The organism is Streptomyces sp. NPDC019890 (assembly GCF_044903445.1).
Taxonomy (GTDB): Bacteria; Actinomycetota; Actinomycetes; order Streptomycetales; family Streptomycetaceae; genus Streptomyces.
Genome location: NZ_JBJDQK010000010.1, coordinates 84,674 through 102,599 on the forward strand (window position 1 = coordinate 84,674; position 17,926 = coordinate 102,599).

Consider the following 17,926-nt stretch of genomic DNA (forward strand, 5'->3'; position numbering starts at 1 on the left):
GAAGCTCAGATGAACTTCTGGCTCGCGAGGAACTCTGCGAGCTGCTTGCCGCCCTCGCCCTCGTCCTTGACGATCGTGCCGGCGGTACGGGCCGGACGCTGGGCCGCCGAGTCCACCGCGGTCCAGGCGCCCTCGAGGCCGACCTCGTCGGCGTCGATCTCGAGGTCCTCCAGGTCCAGCGACTCGACCGGCTTCTTCTTGGCAGCCATGATGCCCTTGAAGGACGGGTAACGGGCCTCGCCCGACTGGTCCGTCACGGACACGACGGCCGGCAGGGACGCCTCCAGCTGCTCGCTGGCGGTGTCGCCGTCGCGGCGGCCCTTGACTGTTCCTTCAGCGCCACCCTCGACCGAGACCTCGGAGAGCAGCGTGACCTGCGGGACGCCCAGGCGCTCCGCGAGGATCGCCGGCAGCACGCCCATGGTGCCGTCGGTCGACGCCATACCGCAGATGACCAGGTCGTAGCCGGTCTTCTCGATCGCCTTGGCGAGCACCAGCGAGGTGCCCATGACGTCGGTGCCGTGGAGGTCGTCGTCCTCGACGTGAACGGCCTTGTCGGCGCCCATGGACAGCGCCTTGCGCAGCGCGTCCTTGGCGTCCTCGGGGCCGACGGTGAGCACGGTGATCTCCGCGTCGTCCGCCTCGTCGGCGATCTGCAGTGCCTGCTCGACCGCGTACTCATCCAGCTCCGACAGCAGGCCGTCGACGTCGTCGCGGTCGACGGTCAGGTCATCGGCGAAGTGCCGGTCGCCGGTGGCGTCGGGCACGTACTTCACACAGACAACGATCCTCAAGCTCACGCCGGCTCTCCTACTGCATCGTCTCTACTGGGCTGCCTTGTGCACGCAGCATAGGCGTCTGATGGGGCGGATTCCGGTCGGGGCAGGCCGCGCTCCGAACGAAATATTACTCGCCAGTACGACCAGTACACCCGTTGCAATCCCGCTAAGCAAGCGCTTTGGACTGTGACCTTGCCAACGCTGCGTAACCGCGGCCTTCCGGGAACTCTCAGTGCCTCAGCGTGTTGAAGCGTCCCTGGTGATAGAGCAGCGGACGGCCGGCGCCCGCGGGGTCGCCGACGACGGCCTCGGCGATGACGATGCGGTGGTCCCCGGCCGGCACCCGGTCGATGATCCGGCACACCAGCCAGGCCAGTACGCCGTCGAGCAGCGGCACGCCCTCGGGACCGGTGCGCCAGGCGGTCGGCGGCGCGAAGCGGTCGGCGCCACTGCGCGCGAAGGTGGCGGCCAGCTCCTGCTGATGCTCGCCGAGTATGTGTACGCCGATGTGCCCGGCCCTGGCGATGACCGGCCAGCTGGAGGAGGAAGCACCCACTCCGAAGGAGATCAACGGAGGCTCGGCGGCAACCGAGTTGAGCGAGGTGGCGGTGAATCCGACGGGGTTCTCACCCTGGGCGGTGATCACCGCGACGCCCGCGGCATGCTGCCGGAAGACGGAGCGGAGCAGGTCGGGAGAGGCCGACTGAGTGGTGCCGAGATCGGGCGAAGCCGTCATGGAGTTGTCCTTCTGCATGGGTGCGAGCGGGGCGGCCGGGCTGTCTCAGACAGCCGGACAGCGCGCGCTCGCGGTCCGCACGAGGTCGACGTGGGCCCGCCCATGGAGAAGGATTTCTGGAAGCACAGCGTCAGCGTGACGATGCATGGCGCGTGCAGTCAAGTGCGTTCCACAATGTGCGACACGTGTCACGGGACGTCATACCGCCTGTCCCAGCGCCGCGATCACATCCGCCTTGCGGGGCTGCCCGGAGGCCCGGGTGACGATCCTGCCGCCCGCGTCGAGCACCAGAACGGTCGGCGTCTTGAGGATGCCGAGCTCCCGCACCAGGGCGAGCCGCTCCTCCGCGTCGATCTCGACATGGCTGACTCCGTCCACCATGCGCGCGATGTCGGCGAGGGTGCGCCGGGTGGCCCGGCACGGCTGGCAGAAGGCGCTGGAGAACTGCACGAGCGTCGCCCGCCGCCCCAGCTCCGCGCCCAACTCGGCCGCGCCGAGCCGTACCTCCGCGTCCCGACCGCGCACCTTCAGCCTCCCGCCGCTTCGCCGCTGCCACAGCCCGAAGGCGCTCGCCGCCGCGAGCACCACCACACACACCACGAGTCCAGTCATCCACGGTTCCAGCGTTCACACGACAGCAAAGATTCCCGCGCCCGCCCTGCGGACCGGCTGCGGGATGCTGTCCCGTATGGACATCGACGTCAGGGGGCCGCGTTTCGGGGCCGCCGTCACCACAGTCGTACTCGCCGCGGTTCTCGTCACGGGCAGCGGCCTCCTGCTCGCCTGGCAGGCGCTCGCCTTCGCCGCGGGGGTGGTGTTCGGCGTGCAGCGCTCTCCGTACGGATGGCTCTTCCGCACCACGGTGCGGCCGCGGCTCGTGGCTCCGACGGAGCTCGAGTCGCCCGCGCCGCCGCGGTTCGCGCAGGGCGTGGGGCTGGCCTTCGCCCTGCTCGGCCTGGCCGGCTACTTCTGGGGGCCGGAGTGGCTCGGGCTCGCCGCCACCGGATGCGCGCTGGCCGCCGCGTTCCTCAACGCAGTTTTCGGGTACTGCCTGGGGTGCGAGATGTATGTGCTGCTGCGCCGGGCGACCGCGGTCCGACCCTGAACCCACTGTCCGGCCATGATGTGAAAAGCTGGCCATGAGGTGAAAAGAGCGACGTGACAAGAATCTCGCCCGCCGCAGGCGCCAGGGCTGGCCAGCACGCCGCACATGGGGCACGATCTGCCCAACGCCGAAAACCTACGGCTGCGTAACTTCCGCCGGGAGAAACCCTTCCCGGGCGCACAACAGAAGGGTCTTCTCCAGATGGCAGAGCTCGTCTATCGGCCGGTCATCGGCGCCGCTCGAACCATGTTCAAGGCGCTGGACCTGAAGATCGACACTCAGGGTTCGGAGAACATCCCGCGCTCGGGCGGCGCCGTGCTCGTCAGCAACCACATCAGCTATCTGGACTTCATCTTCACCGGACTCGCGGCGCTCCCCCAGAAGCGACTGGTGCGCTTCATGGCGAAGGAGTCGGTCTTCCGGCACAAGATCTCCGGCCCGCTGATGCGCGGAATGAAGCACATCCCGGTGGACCGCACGCAGGGTGAGACGGCGTACGCGCACGCGCTCGAGTCGCTGCGCTCGGGCGAGATCATCGGGGTCTTCCCGGAGGCGACGATCTCGCAGTCGTTCACGCTCAAGTCCTTCAAGTCGGGTGCGGCACGCCTCGCCCAGGAGGCCGGCGTGCCGCTGATCCCGATGGCGCTGTGGGGCACCCAGCGGATCTGGACCAAGGGCCGGCCGCGCAACTTTAGGCGCAGCCACATCCCGGTGACGATCCGCGTCGGCGCGCCGGTCGAGGCACCCACCGACCAGTACGCGGGCGCGATCACGCGGCGGCTGCGCGAGCGGGTGCAGGATCTACTCGAAGCCGCGCAGCGCGCCTATCCCGTACGCCCCAAGGACGCGAGCGACACCTGGTGGGTGCCCGCGCACCTCGGAGGTACGGCGCCGACTCCGGCCGAGGTCCGCGAGGCAGGCTAGGTCCGGACAGGACCTGAACGTCACACCGGTTACCGGGGCGGGTGGACGGTGATCTGCGCCCCGGGGCTCAACTTCTCCAGCCACTCGGCGAGTTCGGCGGCAGCGGCCTCGAGCTCGCCGGTCGTGGTCGGGGCCAGCGCCTCCAGCAGGAAGAGCGCGTTGACGGACTTCTCGGTGAGCCGGGTGCGTACGCCCTGACGCCAGTTCCAGCGGCGGCAGGTGACGCCCTCGTCGTCGCACCAGACGACCTCGCCCGGCTCCGGGTGCTCCAGGGTCTCCTCGCCGCCCGCGACGGTGCCGAACGGCTCGTCGCCGGTGGCGCGCACGAGCCTCATCCCGCCCCTGATGCGGTCGGTGTCCTCGCCGCCGACCGGGATCAGATGGGCCACGCTGATCGCGTTGTACAGGTCGACCAGCACATTGATGCGCGGCAGTCCGCCGTCCGCGAGGGCGCGCTTGGCCAGCGCCTCGGCGGAGTTGCGCGTACGGGAGGGCTTGGCGCCGAAGGCGGCGTACGCCTCCCGCCAGGCGGCAATGTGCGGGTCCTCGTGCGGGGCGCGGCCGTCCAGTCGCTCGGCGAGCCGGCGGGCGGCACTGTCCAGCAGGGCCGAACTGTCGTCACTGCTGGGCCCGTTGACCAGGCCGCGCGCCTCGACGGCCAGGTGGACGAAGCCGGGTGCGATGGCCCTGACCTGGTCGGAGACGGTGATCGTGAGTGTCATGGCCGAGGATGCCTCACAGTTCGGTGGGGAGGTGGAGCCAGAGCGACTCCCGGTCCGACGCACTCTGCAGCGCATGCAGCACCATCGGGTGTGGTGCAGCATATGCTACCGGATAGTCCACATCATTGGACTCTGCTTGTACGGGAAAGGCCAGCCGCTCCTCGTCGAGCGAGAACTGCGCACCGGCTCCCGGCTCACCGCCGCGGGGGTCCTGCCGCGACCAGCGCCCCCGCCCCGGCAGCCTGAGGGCGACGAGCCCGTGGACCACGCCATCCAGCCGCTGGTAGCACAGGGCGGCGGGGATGCCCCCGGCACGCAACAGCGCGGTCAGCGCATGGGACTTGGCGTAGCAGATGCCGGTCCGCTGCTCCAGCACGTCGGAGGCGCGCCAGGTGACCCGCGTGTCGCCCGCGTCGTACGAGTGCGGGATGGTGTCGCGCACAAACTCGAAGGCCGCCTTGGCGTATGCGTATGCATCACCTGCTTCGACACGAAGGCGGGCGGCCGTCCTGCGCACGAGCCGGTGCTCATGATCGATTACCTCGTCGGCCACGAGGTAAGCGGACAGTTCAGGCACCTGTTGGATCAGTTGCATGCCTGCCGACCCTATGGAAGCGGCCGACCGGAAGTCAATCGATTTCCGGTCGGCAGCATATTTATGCACTCACAGAGCCGGCTAGGGAGCCATCTCTTCCTTCAGCGCCTGCACGAAGGCGTCGACGTCGTCCTCCGTGGTGTCGAAGGAGCACATCCAGCGGACGTCGCCGGCGGCCTCGTCCCAGAAGTAGAAGCGGAAGCGCTTCTGCAGCCGGGCGCTCACATCGTGGGGCAGGCGGGCGAAGACTGCATTGGCCTGGACGGGGTAGAGGATCTCCACACCGTCGACCGCGCGCACGCCGGCGGCGAGACGCTGGGCCATGGTGTTGGCGTGCCGCGCGTTGCGCAGCCACAGGTCGCGCGCCAGCAGCGCCTCCAACTGCACCGACACGAACCGCATCTTGGAGGCGAGCTGCATCGACAGCTTGCGCAGATGCTTCATATGGCTCACCGCGTCCGGGTTCAGGACGACGACGGCCTCGCCGAACAGCATGCCGTTCTTGGTGCCGCCGAAGGTGATCACATCGACGCCGACGGCGTTGGTGAACGCCCGCATGGGGGCATCCAGCGACGCCGCGGCGTTGGATATCCGGGCCCCGTCCAGATGGACCTTCATGCCGCGCTCGTGGGCGTGCTCGACGATCGCCCGGATCTCGGCGGGCGTGTAGACCGTGCCCAGCTCGGTGTTCTGAGCGATCGAGACGACCTGCGGCATCGCCCGGTGCTCGTCCTCCCAGCCCCACGCCTGCCGGTCGATGAGCTCGGGCGTGAGCTTGCCGTCCGGCGTCGGCACGGTCAGCAGCTTCAGCCCGCCCATGCGCTCCGGCGCGCCGCCCTCGTCGACGTTGATGTGCGCCGACTCGGCACAGATCACCGCACCCCAGCGATCCGTGAGTGCCTGGAGCGCGGTGACATTCGCGCCGGTGCCGTTGAAGACCGGGAAGGTCTCCGCCGTGGCCCCGAAGTGGCTGTGCATGACCCGCTGGAGGTGCTCCGTGTACGCATCCCCGCCGTAGGCGACCTGGTGACCGCCGTTGGCGAGGGCGAGCGCCGCAAGAACCTCGGGGTGGGCGCCCGCGTAATTGTCACTCGCGAAGCCGCGTACCTCGGGGTCATGGTGGCGCCGGGCGTCGGTCTTCACGGTTTGGGGGTCAGCCACAGACGCTGTCCATTCGCTTCCCGGGCGGACCGGTCCCAGACTCCGGCAACGGCCTCGGCCAGTTCCTTGACGTCTGTGAAGCCCGCGAACTTCGCATTCGGGCGCTCGGCGCGCATGGCGTCGTGCACCAGAGCCTTGACGACCAGGATGGCAGCCGCGGCCTTGGGACCCTCTTCGCCCCCCGCCTTGCGGAAAGCGTCGGCCAGTGCGAGCGTCCAGGCCTCCGCCGCCGCCTTGGATGCGGCGTACGCGGCGTTGCCGGCCGTGGGCTTGCTCGCACCCGCGGCGCTGACCAGCACAAAGCGACCCCGGTCGCTGCGCAGCAGTCCGTCGTGGAAGGCGAGCGAAGTGTGCTGGACCGTACGGATCAGCAGCTTCTCGAGCAGCACCCAGTCGGAGAGGTTGGTCTCGGCGAAGGAGGCGCTGCCGCGCCAGCCGCCGACGAGATGGACCAGTCCGTCGATCCTGCCGAACTCCTTCTCGGTCTTGACCGCCCACTCCCTGGTGGCGTTGAGATCGAGCAGGTCGACGGTGTCGCCGGTGACGGTCGCCCCGCCGTGTGCGTACCGTGCGGCGTCGACCGCCTCGGCAAGACGCTCCGCGTCCGCGTCGGAGGCGACCACTGTCGCGCCGGCCTCCGCCAACCGCAGCAAGCTTGCGCGGCCGGCCGGGCCCGCCGCTCCGGCGACCGCCACGACGGCACCGTCGAGCGGCCCGTTGCCGTTTCTGTTCATGGTCCCAGTCTCCTCCGTACGAGCGCTCACGCGGCGATCCGCTCGGCGCCCGCCGCAGTGATCCCCTTGGTGGAGGCGATCACAGCCTTGAGCTTCTTGGAGAGCGCCTCATAGAACATGCTGAGCGGAAACTCGTCGGGAAGCACGTCGTCGACGAGCTTGCGCGGAGGCTGTGACAGATCCAGTGCGTCGGGGCCCTTGGCCCAGCGGGATCCGGGGTGCGGTGCGAGGTAGGTCGAGACCAGGTCGTACGCGGCGAACCAGTGCACCAGCTTGGGACGGTCGATGCCGTCCTTGTAGAGCTTCTCGATCTCGGCGCAGAGCTGGTTGGTGACCTGCGGCGCGCGGTCCCAGTCGATCTGCAGCGTGTTGTCGGTCCAGCGCACCACATCGTGCTTGTGGAGGTACGCGAAGAGCAGCTGGCCGCCGAGGCCGTCGTAGTTGCGCACCCGGTCGCCGGTGACCGGGAAGCGGAACATCCGGTCGAACAGCACCGCGTACTGCACGTCGCGGCCGTGCTGGTTGCCTTCGGCCTCCAGCTTCACGGCCTCCTTGAAGGCGGTGAGGTCGCAGCGCAGCTCCTCGAGGCCGTACATCCAGAACGGCTGGCGCTGCTTGATCATGAACGGGTCGAAGGGCAGGTCGCCATGGCTGTGGGTGCGGTCGTGGACCATGTCCCAGAGCACGAACGCCTGCTGGCAGCGCTCCTGGTCGCCGACCATCTCGCGGATGTCGTCGGGCAGTTCGAGGCCGAGGACCCTCACGGCCTCGCTGGTGACGGAGCGGAAGCGGGCGGCTTCACGGTCGCAGAAGATGCCGCCCCAGCTGAAGCGCTCGGGGGCCTCGCGCACGGCGATGGTCTCCGGGAAGAGCACCGCGGAGTTGGTGTCGTAGCCGGCGGTGAAGTCTTCGAAGGTGATGCCGCAGAAGAGGGGGTTGTCGTAGCGGGTGCGCTCGAGCTCGGCGAGCCACTCGGGCCAGACCATGCGCAGCACAACCGCTTCGAGGTTGCGGTCCGGGTTGCCGTTCTGCGTGTACATGGGGAAGAGGACCAGATGCTGCAGTCCGTCGGCGCGCGAGGCCGCGGGCTGGAAGGCGAGCAGCGAGTCAAGGAAGTCGGGGACACCGAAGCCGCTGTCGGCCCACTTGTGCAGATCGGCGACGAGCGCGCGGTGGTACGCGGCGTCGTGCGGGACCAGCGGGGAGAGCTCATCCACGCCGTCGAGCACGCGGTCGAGCGCCGCCTCGACCGTGACGCGCGAGGGAGCGCCCTCGGCGTCGAAGTCGATGGAGCCGTCCTTGGACTGCCAGGGCCGGATCTCCTCGACGGCATTCTTGAGCTTCGGCCAGGCCGGGTGCTCGATCACCGGTGCAGGGTGGGATATGCGCCCTTCGGCAGCTTCCCGCACAAGAATTTCCGTCATGTCACTTCCTCCACAGGAGAACCTCGCGTCAAGACACCGTATATGTCGGTGGTTCTTCCGTACAAGTAGAACCTTGGGAAATTATCCTGCCCCACCCCCATGATCGCCGAAGGTTTTACGGTTGTCGGCGGCCCATACCGATGAAGAGGTACGTGGGCGAGGCTCGGCGGGGCGGGCTCGGCGGGGCGTCAAGCCGCGCAGGACGCGCCCACTGGCGGGTGACGCGGTTCGCGACGGGCAGCCCGCCACCGGTAGGACGGGAGGGTCCGTATCTCGCCAAAATCGCCCCGGAGCCCGCCGCGTGAGCACCCGTGCCGTCCTTGCCGCAGCCCTGATCACCGGTTTCGTCCTGGGGATCGCGGGAGCCAGAGCGGACCACTCCACTCCGCCGCGCGAGACCGGTTCCATCACAGAGGCAGGCCGTTAGGCTGCGTGCTTGCCGTGCGGCTGCCGGGATGCGCCGCGCGGGAGCCGCCGTCGACGGAAGCGAGAGAATCTTGACTTTCCTCACCATCGGTCATCGCGGGGTCATGGGCGTCGAGCCGGAGAACACCCTGCGCTCCTTCGTCCGGGCCGAACAGTCCGGTATGGACGCCATCGAACTGGATCTGCACCTGAGCAAGGACGGCGCGCTCGCCGTCATGCACGACGCCGACGTGGACCGCACGACCGACGGAACCGGCCCCATCGCGGACAAGACCCTCGCCGAGCTGCGGGAGCTCGACGCCGGGGACGGCGAGCGGGTGCCGGTTTTCGAGGAGGTACTGGACGCGGTGCGGGCGCCGCTCCAGGCGGAGATCAAGGACGTGGCCGCGGCGCGGGTGCTCGCCGAGGTGATGCTCAGCCGCGATCTCGTCCACCGCGTCGAGGTGTCGTCCTTCCACGACGACGCGATCGCCGAGATCGCCAAGCTGGTTCCGGGGGCGCGGACGGTGCTCATCGCCAGCCGCTGGGGCGCCGACATCGTGGACCGGGCGAAGGCGGTCGGCGCCGCGTCGCTCGCACTGAACATCCGCAGGCTGACCCTGGAGACCGTCGAGCACGCGCACGGCGAGGGGCTGCAGGTCATCGGCTGGGTGGTGAACACCCAGGAGCACCTGCGGCTGGTGCGCGCCCTTGAGCTGGACGGCGCGACCACCGACTTCCCCGAGATCCGGCGCACCGGCCGTTTCACGGCCTGAGCGGCCTCGCTGCCGTCCTTATGTAAAGACCTCGGAGGCTTGCAGGGCCTTACAGGTCCTTCACCAGGAGCTCGAAGGCCAGATCGTCGCGCTGCGGGATGCCGAAGCGCTCCTCGCCGTACGGGAAGGGGCTCATCCTTCCCGTACGGCGGTAGCCGCGGCGCTCGTACCAGGCGATCAGTTCCTCACGGACCGAGATCACGGTCATGTGCATCTCGCGCACACTCCAGCGCTCGCGCGCTGTGCGCTCGGCCTCGGCGAGGATCCGCCGTCCGAAGCCTGTGCCCTGCAGCTCGGGGCGGACCGCGAACATGCCGAAGTAGGCGGCCTCACCGCGGTGTTCGAGCTGGCAGCAGGCGATCACCCGACCGTCACGCTCCACGACGAGGAGGGTGCTGCCGGGGGCCGTTATGACCGCGCGGACGCCCTCCGGATCGGTGCGCCGCCCTTCGAGGATGTCCGCCTCGGTGGTCCACCCGGCCCGGCTCGCGTCGCCGCGGTACGCGGACTCGATCAGCGGGACGAGCGCCGGGACGTCGGCCTCGACGGCGTCGCGGTAGGTGAGAGCGGCGGAGTCCCGGGGCGGTGCGGTGTCCATGGTGCGGTCTTCCCATCTCGGCTCGGCACAAGTGTCCCGAGACTATCCCGGGCAGGACCTAGGGTTTGCTTATGGTGCATGTGCTGAGCAGCCGGATCCTGTTGCGCCCGACCGACCCCGAGCGGTCCCGGCGGTTCTACGGGCAGACACTCGGCCTGCCGGTCTACCGCGAGTTCGGGACGGGCCCCGAGCGGGGCACCGTGTACTTCCTGGGCGGCGGGTTTCTCGAGGTGTCGGGGCGCTCGGAGGCACCCGCGGCGACCGGGCCCGAGCTTTGGCTCCAGGTGGCGGACGCGGCCGCGGTGCACGCCGAGCTGGTGGGGCAGGACGTAGAGGTGCTGCGGCCGCCCCGGCGTGAGCCGTGGGGGCTGATCGAAATGTGGATCGCCGACCCGGACGGCCACCGGATCGCGATTGTCGAGGTCCCCGCCGACCATCCGCTGCGCCACCGCCCCTGAAGCACTGTTCACGGGCGCGCACCACGCCCCGTGCTCCCCCTGCACCCCCGTGCGCTCGCGTGAGCCCCACGGCGGCCGGGCATCGACCCCTCGACACCGCCGAAGGGGGAGGTGCACCGTGCACGGACCCGCGCTGTCCGGCTGGTTGCTCGTGACGCTGTGCGGGGCGACGGCCGCGTACTGCCTGGTGCGGATGCGCAGTTGCTCCGGCGAGACCCGCGCGGCGGCCGGCGGCGAGGCGCTGATGAGCCTGGGGATGGCGGTGATGGCGGTGCCGGCGGCCGTGTTCGCGCTGCCCGGCTGGGCGTGGGTGGTGTACGCGGCGGTCTTCGGCGCGGCAGCACTGCGCGCCCTGCGGCCCGCGCACCGCGGCAGCCACCATGTGCACCACGCCGTGGGCTCGCTCGCGATGATCTACATGGCGGTGGCGATGACCACCGGCGGTGGGGTCCATGCCGGGCACTCGGCCGCCGGGGTCCCGCTGCTCACCGGCGCGCTGCTGGCGTACTACGCCGTGTATGTGCTGCGTTCGGGCGTCCGGCTGGTACCCGTGACCTCCCCCGCGGGCGGTGCGGTGACGGTCTCCTGGGGCGCGCGCCCCGAGCTGGCGCCGGCCTGCCGGCTCGCCATGGGCCTCGCCATGCTGGCGATGCTGCTCGCTCTCTGAGCGCCACGCTGACAGCGGCAGCGCAACCGTGTCGTACATCACTTGGCGTGCAAGGCCATACCCGCAGGTAGCACCGCGCTCATAGGCTGGCGCCATGTGGGTCTCCCTCGCGCTGCTGCTGCTCGGCGCCCTGGCCGCCGTCGTGGCCCCGCGGCTCGTGGCGCGCGCGGAGTGGCCGGAGCGCGAGCCCGTGCTTGCCCTGTGGGTCTGGCAGTGCGTCGTGGCGGCCGTGTTGCTGTGCTTCGCGCTCTCCATGACATTCAGCGCGGCGGCCGCCTGGCAGCTCGTACGGGGTCATGTCTTCGCGTCCGCGCCGCATGCCGTCGTCGAGGCCTACGCCCTCGGCGCGGACGAGCCGTGGGCCGCCGTCCTCGCCGTGATCCTGGCCTGCGGCGGCCTGTGGACCGGCGCGAAGCTCACCCAGGAGATCCACCGCGCCCGTGTCCGGCGCAAGCAGCGGCGCAGGGAACTTCTGGTGCGCTCCCCGCGGCTGCCGGGTGAGGAGCCGGGCAGCGAGCCTCTCGTCGTCCTGGAGGGCAAGCGGCCGGACGCCTGGTGGCTGTCGGGAGCGGCACCCCAACTGGTCATCACGACGGCCGCGTTGCGGCGCCTGAAGGGCCGTCAGCTCGATGCCGTACTGGCGCACGAGCAGGGACACGCCCGGGCCCGGCACGACTGGCTGCTGCACTGTTCCGCCGCGCTCGCAGGCGGCTTTCCGCAGATCCCGGTGTTCGCGGCGTTCCGCGACGAGATGCACCGGCTGGTCGAGTTGGCCGCCGACGACGTCGCCTCCAGGCGCTTCGGCCGGCTGACGATCGCGCTTGCCCTGGTCGAACTCAACGAGGACCGCGGGGTGTTCGGCCCCTGCCCCACTCCGGACGCCCAGCTGCCGCAGCGGGTGAACCGGCTGCTGACCCCGGCGCCGCGACTGACCCCGCGCCATCGGCTGGGGCTCACCGCGGCAGCCGCGCTGGTCCCCGTCGTCCCGCTGCTGGTGGCCTTCGGACCGGGGCTGCGCGCGCTGAGCTGAGGGGGTGTCTTTCGGATCTTGCCGGGCTCGCGTGCCCTGGCACGGCACTCCCCCGTAGCCCTTCGGGCACGGGAGGTACCCCCACGCTGCGTTGTCGTCAGTCGCCTACGCTCCGCATGGACTCTCCCCCTGCCTTCGGCGGGGGGACCCCCATCCTCCGCCTTGCGATGCTCCCCCGTAGCCCTTCGGGCACGGGAGGTGCCCCCATCGCCAGACCCCGCTCACTGATCCGGCCTGATCCAAAAGACACCCGCTAGCCTTCCGCGACGCTCGGCAGCGATGATCTCCCCCATGCACCTACCGCGACCGGCGCCCCCCACTCCGCCTCCGCGCCCCTCCCTCTCCGCGGCTGCCAGAACCTGCGTGGTGCTCGCCGTCCTGTCGGCCGCGCTGCTGATCCTGGTGGCGGTGTCTTTCTCCCCCCTGATCTCTTTCGACCGCACGGTCGCGGACGGGCTGCACCACTGGGCGGTGCACGAGCCGGCACTCACCCGGGTCAACCGGGTGCTCACCGACTGGGTGTGGGACCCCTGGACGATGCGTGCACTGACCGCCGCTGCCGTCATCTGGCTGCTGCGGAAGCGGGAGTGGCTGCTCGCGGGGTGGGTCGCCGCGACGAGCGCGGTGGGCAGCTTCCTCCAGCAGGGGCTGAAGTCCGCCGTCGGCAGGCAGCGGCCGCACTGGCTGGATCCGGTCGACTCCGCCCACTACGCGGCCTTCCCCTCCGGCCATGCCGTGACCGCCACGGTCACCTGCGGGCTGCTGCTGTGGCTGCTCAGGCGGTACGGAGCGGAAAAGTGGCTCTGGCGACTGAGCGTGGCGGCGGCGGCCGTCTCCGTCGCCGGTGTGGGCTTCACCCGGCTCTACCTTGGCGTGCACTGGCCGTCGGACGTGCTGGGCGGCTGGCTGATCGGCGCCTGTTGGGTTGCCCTCTCGATCGCCGCGTACGAACGTGTGGTCTTGAACCGGGAGCGCTGACCCCGGAATGATCGCACTTATGGCGATCAAGGGTGTGCTCTTCGACTTCTCCGGAACACTCTTTCGGATCGAACCGGTACGGGACTGGCTGCGCGCAGTGCTGGACGAGCGGGGCAGCAGTCTGCCCCAGGCCGAACTGGCCCGGTACGCCGATCAGCTGGCGGACACCGGCGCGCTCCCGGGCGGCTCGTTCCCGCGCCGGATGCCGCCGCATCTCGCCGAGTTGTGGCGGACCCGCGACGAGAGCGCGGAGCGGCACCGGGCCGCCTACACCGGTCTCGCCCGCCAGGTGGAGCTGCCGGATCCGGGTCTGTACGACGCGCTCTACGAACGCCATATGAAGCCCGCCGCCTGGCGCCCCTACCCCGATGCGGCGGAGGTGCTGAGCACACTGCGGGAGCGGGGTGTGGGTGTCGCGGTGGTGAGCAATATCGGCTGGGATCCGCGGCCGGTCTTCCGCGCCCACGGCCTGGACGTGTGGGTGGACGCGTATGCCCTGTCGTACGAGCACGGTGTGCAGAAACCCGATGTGCGGCTCTTCCGCGCGGCGTGCGAGGCGCTGGGCCGGACCCCGGGCGAGGTCCTGATGGTCGGCGACGACAGGACCGCGGACGCGGGGGCCGCGGATCTCGGGTGTGCCGTCCATTTCGTGGACCATCTGCCGGTGGACGAGCGTCCGGCGGGGCTGCGCCCGGTGCTCGGGCTCATCGACTGAACGGACTCGCTGGCTGGAAGACGGGGGGCCAGAGCTTCGAATCGAGGCACAGAGGCACACTGAAGGCATGACAAAACCACCCGAACCGGACGATCCCCCGCGTCGCCCGGTTCGGGCAGCACGCCCGCTGACCAGGCCCTGAGGGCCCTACAGCGGGACACCCTGAGTATATTGGCTCAGAGCCAGTCAACGCAGGAGTCAAGCATGTCCCCGCGGAGCGCATCGGTCAATGAAGAGCTTCGTCGGCGTTCCCGGGAGCGGCTTCTGCAGGCGACCGTGGAGCTGGTCGGAGAGCGCGGGTACGAGGCGACGACGCTGGCCGACATCGCCGACAGGGCGGGTTCGGCGCGCGGCCTTGTCTCGTACTACTTCCCGGGGAAACGCCAGCTCCTGCAGTCGGCCGTGCACCGCCTGATGCATCTCACGCTGGCGGCGGCGCTGGAGCGCGAGCCGCGCACCGACGACGGGCGGGAGCTGCTGGCCAGGGCGATCGACGCCATTCTCGGACTCGCGGTCGACCATCCCGTACTGATGCGGACGCACATGTCCGGGGTACTGCAGGCCGAGGGGTTTGTGCAGTGCCCGGAGCAGCAGCGGCTCGCCGCCCTGCTGCGCGAGACGGTGGAGCGGTACGGATCGCATGACGTCGACGCCGACTATCCGCTGCTGCGGGCCCAGTTGATGGGCGCGGTCTTCGCGATTCTGCTGCCGGGAGTGCCCATGCCGCGCGCCCGGTTGCGCACGGACCTTTTCCAACGGTACGGGCTGGACTGGGAGCTCGGCGTTCCGCCGGGCGGGGAGCCGCCCGGCGGAACGTATGTCGGCGCCCCGGATTCCCGGGACCTGCTCGATCAGTCGCGGTCGAAGTAGTCGGGCTGGGTCTGCACATTGAGCTCGTGCAGCCGCACCCGCTTCGCCGGATTGGTCCGCCGGTCGTCGAGCTTCAGCACGTCGAAGCCCTTGGCGATGTCGTTCGCGTAGATGTAGCCGTTGTAGTAGTACGCCGACCAGGCACCGCCGCCCACCAGCGTGTCCGCGCTCAGCGGGCCGCGCTCGAAGTAGGCGATCTCCTTGGGCTTGGCGGAGTCGGTGAAGTCCCAGACCGAGACGCCGCCCTGGTACCAGGCCTGGACCATGAGGTCGCGGCCCTTGACCGGGATCAGCGAGCCGTTGTGGGCGACGCAGTTCTCGGTGTCCGCCTGATGGCGGGGGATCTTGTAGTAGCTGCGGAAGACCAGCTTGCGATGGTCGCCTCTGCCAACGATGTCGTAGATGCCGTCGGCGCCGCGGTTCGGGCCGACCGTGGCGTTGCAGGTGGCCGCGCCGCCGCCGCCGAGCTCGTCGGTGAAGACGACCTTGTTGGCCCTCTGGTTGAAGGTCGCCGAGTGCCAGAACGCGAAGTTCACATTGTCCTGGACCTGGTCGATGACCTTCGGGTGCTCGGGGTCCTTGATGTCGAACAGGATGCCGTCACCCATGCAGGCGCCGGCAGCCAGGTCCTTGGACGGGAGCACCGTGATGTCGTGGCAGCCGGTGGTCTTGGAGACGCCCGGGTTGGTGGGCGATCCCGGGTTTCCGCCGCCGTCCGGGCCCTCACCCGGGAAGAGCACCGGGAAGTTCACCACCGCCGCCTTCTCGGGGGCCTTGCGCGGCACCTTGATGACGGAGATTCCGTCGTGCGGCGGCTGGCAGTCCGGGAAGGTCGCGCTCGGCGAGTACGAGGAGACGTAGATGTAGACGTTGCGGCGCTCCGGCACCAGCGTGTGCGTGTGGGAACCGCAGAAGGTCTCGACGGCGGCGACGTACTTCGGGTTGCGCTTGTCGCTGATGTCGAAGATCTTCATGCCCTCCCAGGACGACTTCTCCGTCGCGGGCTGCGTGGTGCTGTTGCACGAGTTGTCGCTGCGCGAGGAGTCGGTGGAGAGGAAGAGCAGGTCACCGGAGACGGAGACATCGTTCTGCGACCCGGGACACAGGACCTGCGCGACGGTCTCGGGGGCCCTCGGGTTGCTGATGTCGAAGATCCGGAAGCCGTCGTAATTGCCGGCGTAGGCGTACTTGCCCTGGAAGGCCAGGTCGGAGTTGGTGCCCTTGAGGGCGTCCTTGGGGATGTTGATGAGGTGTTCGACATTGTCGCTGTGGACGACCGCGTCCACCGGGGGTATCTCGCCGCTCTTGATGGCCGCCTTGGTGTCGGCGGCCTGTCCCGATAAGACCTTTCCCCGGGCGGGGGTGTCCCCGGGGTCCGGCGTGGCGGCCGCGGGTCCGGCCGTCAGCAGAGTGGCGAGGAGTCCGGCCGCGGCTGCCGCCACGCCCAGACGTCTGCGCCGCACTCGGGTGGTGTGCAACAGGGTCACTGCGTCCTCCCTTGTATCCGTTCGCAGTCGAACGGTTCACGGACCTCGGCAGTATCGTCCTTTGCATGCTCATCTCAACAGATGGCAACAGAGACGTAATGAAAGTTTTTGATCATCACCGTGCGGAAGCATGCTAGGACGGTCCCCAGACACCCCAAGTGCCCCAGGAGGTCTCAGTGTTGAACCGCCGTAGGACCGCGCGTGTCCGCAGGGCGCTCGCCCTGGCCGCGGTTGCTGCCGCCGTACTCGCCCTGGGCGCCTGCGAGTCGGGCTCCGACGCTCCCGCCGAGGCCAAGGGGGGTGCCGGACCGTCAGTGGTGGCGCCGGGCAAACCGGGCGAGCCGGCGAAGACACTCTCGGCGGAAGAGGCCGCGAAGGCCGCACCCGACGACTCCCCCAACTCGGCCGACTTCTCCTACGCACAGATGATGATCACGCACCACGGCCAGGCACTGGAGATGGCCGCCCTGGCGCCGAGTCGCGCGGGATCCACGCAGGTCAAACGACTGGCGGAGCGCATCGCCGCGGCGCAGAAGCCGGAGATGGGCGCGATGCAGGGCTGGCTGAAAAACAACGGCGGGGCGAAGGGGAAGAGCGGCCACAACCACGGCGGGGCGGCGATGCCGGGGATGGCCACCCCGGCCCAACTGGCGCAGTTGCGCGCCGCGAAGGGCAAGGCGTTCGACGAACTCTTCCTGAAGCTGATGATCACTCACCATCAGGGGGCGCTCAACATGGCCACGGAGGTGCTCTCGGAGGGCAACAACGTCCTGATCGAGGAGATGGCCGGCGATGTGATCGCCCAGCAGACGAGCGAGATCAACCGGATGCGCTCGATGTGACGGGCGCCTGTGCGGGGTTGGACCGGCGGCGGCTGCGGCGGGGCGGGAGATAGCCCTCGTCACGGGCGCCCGCGATGAGGCGCAGCGCCTTGCGGCGGCTGCGGCCGGTCGCACCCATGACCGCGAGCACGGGGTCGCGACCGTCCTGCTGCGCGGCCCGGTAGGCGTCGGCCGCGATCCGCCGGCCGCCTCTGCCACGCGGCACGGCCGGCCGCGCCCGCCGCCGGGCCGACGGCGGAGCACCCGCGTGCGGGTCGCCCGTTACCGGAGCGGATGCGGGAACGGCGCCCCTTTCCGGCGCCGCTGACCGGGGCGGGCCGGTGGCGCCGAAGTGCGATACCTGAGCGGATGCTGAGACGGCGTCCGATCGCGGCGCGGCCGCAGGGCCGGAATCCGATACCGGCGCGGCCGACGGGACGGCGTCCCATCCCGGCACGGCCGTCGGCGCGGCGGCGGGGGCCGCGGCCCACTCCGGCGGCTGCGATTTCGGCTGAAACGTGCCCCCCGAACCGGCGTACCGTTCCGGCGCGCTCGCGGGGCCGTCGGGCGGCTCCGGCACTGTCACCCCGCACGCGTGCCCCAGCGGGTCCTCGATCCGGCCGGCGAGCGCCGCGAAGCTCTCCAGTGGCAGCGGCGGGTCCGCCCGCAGATCCTCGATGGCGAGCCGTTCGCCGTCGACGACTGCGAGTACGTCGATCCACGCGCCGTCCGCAAAGGTCAGCCGGACATTGAACCAGGGCGGGGGAAGGTCGTGCGGCGCCTGCGCGCATCCCGCGCCGCGGGTGACCATGCCCTGACCCTGAAGCTCCCAGACGGGCGGGCAGGGCACCGGCCCACCCGGGTCATACTGATCATTAGCGTTAAGAAACGTAGTTTCTTGCACAATTAGCACGTAACCAGGCAAATCATCAGTCTCAAGG

22 protein-coding genes are annotated in these 17,926 nt (G+C 69.8%); 11 read left to right on the top strand and 11 right to left on the bottom strand.

What is annotated here, in order from left to right; genetic code table 11:
* Positions 1-5: 5 nt before the first annotated feature.
* The 3 genes from ACI2LP_RS25480 to ACI2LP_RS25490 all read right to left on the bottom strand — a co-directional run bounded on the left by ACI2LP_RS25480 (position 6) and on the right by ACI2LP_RS25490 (position 2,127).
* The gene (locus ACI2LP_RS25480; RefSeq protein WP_404726818.1) at positions 6-800 is read right to left on the bottom strand and encodes an electron transfer flavoprotein subunit beta/FixA family protein; all 795 of its coding nucleotides are present in this window, start codon (positions 798-800) and stop codon (positions 6-8) included.
* A 208-nt stretch (positions 801-1,008) separates the two neighbouring features.
* On the bottom strand, positions 1,009-1,515 hold the full coding sequence (locus tag ACI2LP_RS25485) for a flavin reductase family protein (RefSeq protein ID WP_404726819.1): 507 nt from the start codon (positions 1,513-1,515) through the stop codon (positions 1,009-1,011).
* Between the two features lie 198 nt (positions 1,516-1,713).
* Positions 1,714-2,127 carry a TlpA family protein disulfide reductase gene (locus tag ACI2LP_RS25490; RefSeq protein ID WP_404726820.1) on the bottom strand — a complete coding sequence of 138 codons (414 nt, stop codon included), beginning with the start codon at positions 2,125-2,127 and terminating at the stop codon, positions 1,714-1,716.
* Between the two features lie 76 nt (positions 2,128-2,203).
* On the opposite strand from ACI2LP_RS25490, the gene ACI2LP_RS25495 reads away from it, so the two are divergent.
* Positions 2,204-2,620: a DUF4395 domain-containing protein gene (locus ACI2LP_RS25495; protein WP_404726821.1), complete on the top strand. Its 417-nt coding sequence runs from the start codon at positions 2,204-2,206 to the stop codon at positions 2,618-2,620.
* A gap of 201 nt (positions 2,621-2,821) precedes the next feature.
* On the top strand, positions 2,822-3,544 hold the full coding sequence (locus ACI2LP_RS25500) for a lysophospholipid acyltransferase family protein (protein WP_404726822.1): 723 nt from the start codon (positions 2,822-2,824) through the stop codon (positions 3,542-3,544).
* Positions 3,545-3,573: 29 nt separating this feature from the next.
* Here ACI2LP_RS25500 and ACI2LP_RS25505 read toward each other — a convergent pair whose 3' ends face one another.
* From ACI2LP_RS25505 to ACI2LP_RS25525, 5 genes are all read right to left on the bottom strand, one after another.
* Positions 3,574-4,266, bottom strand: a complete 693-nt coding sequence (locus tag ACI2LP_RS25505) for a B3/4 domain-containing protein (RefSeq protein ID WP_404726823.1) — start codon at positions 4,264-4,266, stop codon at positions 3,574-3,576.
* Between the two features lie 13 nt (positions 4,267-4,279).
* Entirely contained in the window at positions 4,280-4,861 is a 582-nt protein-coding gene (locus ACI2LP_RS25510) for a transglutaminase family protein (protein WP_404726824.1), read from the bottom strand.
* Between the two features lie 81 nt (positions 4,862-4,942).
* On the bottom strand, positions 4,943-6,022 hold the full coding sequence (locus ACI2LP_RS25515) for a threonine aldolase family protein (RefSeq protein WP_404726825.1): 1,080 nt from the start codon (positions 6,020-6,022) through the stop codon (positions 4,943-4,945).
* Positions 6,001-6,756 carry an SDR family NAD(P)-dependent oxidoreductase gene (locus ACI2LP_RS25520; protein WP_404726826.1) on the bottom strand — a complete coding sequence of 252 codons (756 nt, stop codon included), beginning with the start codon at positions 6,754-6,756 and terminating at the stop codon, positions 6,001-6,003. The genes ACI2LP_RS25515 and ACI2LP_RS25520 overlap by 22 nt, the downstream gene beginning before the upstream one ends.
* A 26-nt stretch (positions 6,757-6,782) precedes the next feature.
* A complete protein-coding gene (locus tag ACI2LP_RS25525) occupies positions 6,783-8,180 on the bottom strand; it encodes a DUF6421 family protein (protein WP_404726827.1) in 1,398 nt (465 codons plus the stop codon).
* Positions 8,181-8,481: 301 nt separating this feature from the next.
* Here ACI2LP_RS25525 and ACI2LP_RS25530 point away from each other — a divergent pair, with 301 nt between their 5' ends.
* Both ACI2LP_RS25530 and ACI2LP_RS25535 read left to right on the top strand, forming a co-directional pair.
* Positions 8,482-8,607, top strand: coding sequence for a hypothetical protein (locus ACI2LP_RS25530; RefSeq protein WP_404726828.1), 126 nt, complete (start codon positions 8,482-8,484; stop codon positions 8,605-8,607).
* A gap of 103 nt (positions 8,608-8,710) precedes the next feature.
* The gene (locus tag ACI2LP_RS25535; RefSeq protein ID WP_404727013.1) at positions 8,711-9,361 is read left to right on the top strand and encodes a glycerophosphodiester phosphodiesterase; all 651 of its coding nucleotides are present in this window, start codon (positions 8,711-8,713) and stop codon (positions 9,359-9,361) included.
* 49 nt (positions 9,362-9,410) lie between these two features.
* On the opposite strand, the gene ACI2LP_RS25540 is transcribed toward ACI2LP_RS25535, so the two are convergent.
* A complete protein-coding gene (locus ACI2LP_RS25540; RefSeq protein ID WP_404726829.1) occupies positions 9,411-9,959 on the bottom strand; it encodes a GNAT family N-acetyltransferase in 549 nt (182 codons plus the stop codon).
* Positions 9,960-10,030: 71 nt separating this feature from the next.
* On the opposite strand from ACI2LP_RS25540, the gene ACI2LP_RS25545 reads away from it, so the two are divergent.
* From ACI2LP_RS25545 to ACI2LP_RS25570, 6 genes are all read left to right on the top strand, one after another.
* Positions 10,031-10,417 (top strand): VOC family protein, encoded by a 387-nt coding sequence (locus tag ACI2LP_RS25545; protein ID WP_404726830.1) that lies wholly within the window; start codon positions 10,031-10,033, stop codon positions 10,415-10,417.
* Between the two features lie 118 nt (positions 10,418-10,535).
* Entirely contained in the window at positions 10,536-11,084 is a 549-nt protein-coding gene (locus tag ACI2LP_RS25550; protein ID WP_404726831.1) for a DUF5134 domain-containing protein, read from the top strand.
* A 94-nt stretch (positions 11,085-11,178) separates the two neighbouring features.
* A complete protein-coding gene (locus tag ACI2LP_RS25555; protein WP_404726832.1) occupies positions 11,179-12,114 on the top strand; it encodes a M56 family metallopeptidase in 936 nt (311 codons plus the stop codon).
* Positions 12,115-12,405: 291 nt separating this feature from the next.
* Entirely contained in the window at positions 12,406-13,092 is a 687-nt protein-coding gene (locus tag ACI2LP_RS25560) for a phosphatase PAP2 family protein (protein ID WP_404726833.1), read from the top strand.
* 19 nt (positions 13,093-13,111) lie between these two features.
* On the top strand, positions 13,112-13,807 hold the full coding sequence (locus ACI2LP_RS25565) for an HAD family hydrolase (RefSeq protein ID WP_404726834.1): 696 nt from the start codon (positions 13,112-13,114) through the stop codon (positions 13,805-13,807).
* Positions 13,808-14,011: 204 nt separating this feature from the next.
* Positions 14,012-14,677, top strand: coding sequence for a TetR/AcrR family transcriptional regulator (locus tag ACI2LP_RS25570; RefSeq protein ID WP_404726835.1), 666 nt, complete (start codon positions 14,012-14,014; stop codon positions 14,675-14,677).
* Here ACI2LP_RS25570 and ACI2LP_RS25575 read toward each other — a convergent pair.
* Positions 14,659-16,164 (bottom strand): LVIVD repeat-containing protein, encoded by a 1,506-nt coding sequence (locus tag ACI2LP_RS25575; protein WP_404726836.1) that lies wholly within the window; start codon positions 16,162-16,164, stop codon positions 14,659-14,661. The two genes, ACI2LP_RS25570 and ACI2LP_RS25575, sit on opposite strands and share 19 nt — an antisense overlap.
* A gap of 176 nt (positions 16,165-16,340) precedes the next feature.
* On the opposite strand from ACI2LP_RS25575, the gene ACI2LP_RS25580 reads away from it, so the two are divergent.
* On the top strand, positions 16,341-17,006 hold the full coding sequence (locus ACI2LP_RS25580; protein WP_404726837.1) for a DUF305 domain-containing protein: 666 nt from the start codon (positions 16,341-16,343) through the stop codon (positions 17,004-17,006).
* On the opposite strand, the gene ACI2LP_RS25585 is transcribed toward ACI2LP_RS25580, so the two are convergent.
* Positions 16,984-17,796, bottom strand: coding sequence for a DUF6214 family protein (locus ACI2LP_RS25585; RefSeq protein ID WP_404726838.1), 813 nt, complete (start codon positions 17,794-17,796; stop codon positions 16,984-16,986). The two genes, ACI2LP_RS25580 and ACI2LP_RS25585, sit on opposite strands and share 23 nt — an antisense overlap.
* Between the last annotated feature and the right edge of the window lie 130 nt (positions 17,797-17,926).

Bases quoted from the DNA above. Each gene is read 5' to 3' on its own strand.
- ACI2LP_RS25485 (WP_404726819.1), bottom strand. From the start codon at position 1,515: ATGACGGCTTCGCCCGATCTCGGCACCACTCAGTCGGCCTCTCCCGAC.
- ACI2LP_RS25490 (WP_404726820.1), bottom strand. From the start codon at position 2,127: ATGACTGGACTCGTGGTGTGTGTGGTGGTGCTCGCGGCGGCGAGCGCC.
- ACI2LP_RS25495 (WP_404726821.1), top strand. From the start codon at position 2,204: ATGGACATCGACGTCAGGGGGCCGCGTTTCGGGGCCGCCGTCACCACA.
- ACI2LP_RS25500 (WP_404726822.1), top strand. From the start codon at position 2,822: ATGGCAGAGCTCGTCTATCGGCCGGTCATCGGCGCCGCTCGAACCATG.
- ACI2LP_RS25505 (WP_404726823.1), bottom strand. From the start codon at position 4,266: ATGACACTCACGATCACCGTCTCCGACCAGGTCAGGGCCATCGCACCC.
- ACI2LP_RS25510 (WP_404726824.1), bottom strand. From the start codon at position 4,861: ATGCAACTGATCCAACAGGTGCCTGAACTGTCCGCTTACCTCGTGGCC.
- ACI2LP_RS25520 (WP_404726826.1), bottom strand. From the start codon at position 6,756: ATGAACAGAAACGGCAACGGGCCGCTCGACGGTGCCGTCGTGGCGGTC.
- ACI2LP_RS25525 (WP_404726827.1), bottom strand. From the start codon at position 8,180: ATGACGGAAATTCTTGTGCGGGAAGCTGCCGAAGGGCGCATATCCCAC.
- ACI2LP_RS25535 (WP_404727013.1), top strand. From the start codon at position 8,711: ATGGGCGTCGAGCCGGAGAACACCCTGCGCTCCTTCGTCCGGGCCGAA.
- ACI2LP_RS25540 (WP_404726829.1), bottom strand. From the start codon at position 9,959: ATGGACACCGCACCGCCCCGGGACTCCGCCGCTCTCACCTACCGCGAC.
- ACI2LP_RS25545 (WP_404726830.1), top strand. From the start codon at position 10,031: ATGGTGCATGTGCTGAGCAGCCGGATCCTGTTGCGCCCGACCGACCCC.
- ACI2LP_RS25555 (WP_404726832.1), top strand. From the start codon at position 11,179: ATGTGGGTCTCCCTCGCGCTGCTGCTGCTCGGCGCCCTGGCCGCCGTC.
- ACI2LP_RS25560 (WP_404726833.1), top strand. From the start codon at position 12,406: ATGCACCTACCGCGACCGGCGCCCCCCACTCCGCCTCCGCGCCCCTCC.
- ACI2LP_RS25565 (WP_404726834.1), top strand. From the start codon at position 13,112: ATGGCGATCAAGGGTGTGCTCTTCGACTTCTCCGGAACACTCTTTCGG.
- ACI2LP_RS25570 (WP_404726835.1), top strand. From the start codon at position 14,012: ATGTCCCCGCGGAGCGCATCGGTCAATGAAGAGCTTCGTCGGCGTTCC.
- ACI2LP_RS25585 (WP_404726838.1), bottom strand. From the start codon at position 17,796: ATGGTCACCCGCGGCGCGGGATGCGCGCAGGCGCCGCACGACCTTCCC.